This is a genomic window from Streptosporangium sp. NPDC006013 (genome assembly GCF_040614275.1).
GTDB lineage: Bacteria > Actinomycetota > Actinomycetes > Streptosporangiales > Streptosporangiaceae > Streptosporangium.
This window is the reverse complement of sequence record NZ_JBEXUE010000990.1, coordinates 1-1,079: the sequence shown is the minus strand read 5'-3', so window position 1 is coordinate 1,079 and position 1,079 is coordinate 1. Positions and strand designations below refer to the sequence as shown.

The 1,079-nt window shown below is 72.8% G+C and carries 1 protein-coding gene; it reads right to left on the bottom strand.

What is annotated here, in order from left to right; translation table 11 throughout:
- Window positions 1–35: 35 nt before the first annotated feature.
- Window positions 36–911, bottom strand: a complete 876-nt coding sequence (locus ABZ260_RS51500; RefSeq protein ID WP_355633366.1) for a hypothetical protein — start codon at window positions 909–911, stop codon at window positions 36–38.
- Window positions 912–1,079 lie beyond the last annotated feature (168 nt).

Sequence of the window (1,079 nt, the reverse complement as noted above, 5' to 3'; positions counted from 1 at the left end):
GTTGTAGAAGATGGTCGGGGTCATCATCGGCAGGGTCACGTGCCAGAACCTGCGCCAGGCGCCCCCGCCGTCGATGGACACGGCCTCGTCTCCTCGATGGAGACGCTGTGCCGCGACCCGTCCTGGAGGATTGCCGTGACGCTCTTGACGCCGCCACGAGGTGAGGCGTTCTCGCGCGCCTCCGTCGTCGGCGCGTCCGGCCACCAGGCTGCGAAGTAGCCGCCGGTGACGGTCGCGGTCACGCTGCCTTTCGCCTCCGTGGAGAGCTCCAGACCCACCACGCCGGCACCTACCCTGCCGGTCACGATACGCACGCTCTCCTCACTCGTGCTCATGACCGCGCCGAGGGCGGCCCGCGCCGACCCCGCGGGAACCGGCGAAAGCGGTTGTGCGTCGGGCCCCGGCGTGCTGCCCTGCGAGCCGACGAGGTCGCCATCGCGGAGCAGGCAGGTGATCTCGGCCAGCTGGCTGCTGTCGTCGTTGACGTAGACGAGCGTCCATGGCCCCCGGCCCTCGGTCACCACGGGCCGGAAGCCGAGCTCACGCCCGGTTGTGCGCTTGGCGGTGTCCCGGGCGCTGTCGAGGCACTTCTCCTGGGCGTCGGCGGCCCGGTCACCGCTCACCGTGTGCGGCGTCGCGGTCCACGCTGCCATCGCCGAGCCACCGCCGAACACGCCGGGCAGCAGCAGCGCTGCCGCGATGCCGACGGCCACCCCTCCGCCGACAGCGGTGAGACGCCCGGCGGTGAGCAGGCGAGGGCTGCTGGTCGTCGGTGCGGGCGCCTCCATCGGGTCGGTGGCCACCACGCGGGCCAGCAGGACCCGAGCCTTGGGGTCGGTGCTGGTGTCCAGGTCGGCGGGGGTGACGGCCGGGTCGAGGTCGCGCAGGGCGTGGTCGAGGGTGTCGTTCATCGCATGCTCCGGGAGTTCACGGTGGCGGTTGCCACGGGCTGGGTTGTAGTGGCGGGGACCGCGTCGGCGTGGTGGCGCAGGGCACGCCGGGCCCGGGTGAGCCGAAGCCGGAACGCGACGGGGGAAATGCCGAGCACCCGCGCGGCCTGTGGGGCTGTGAGGCCATCC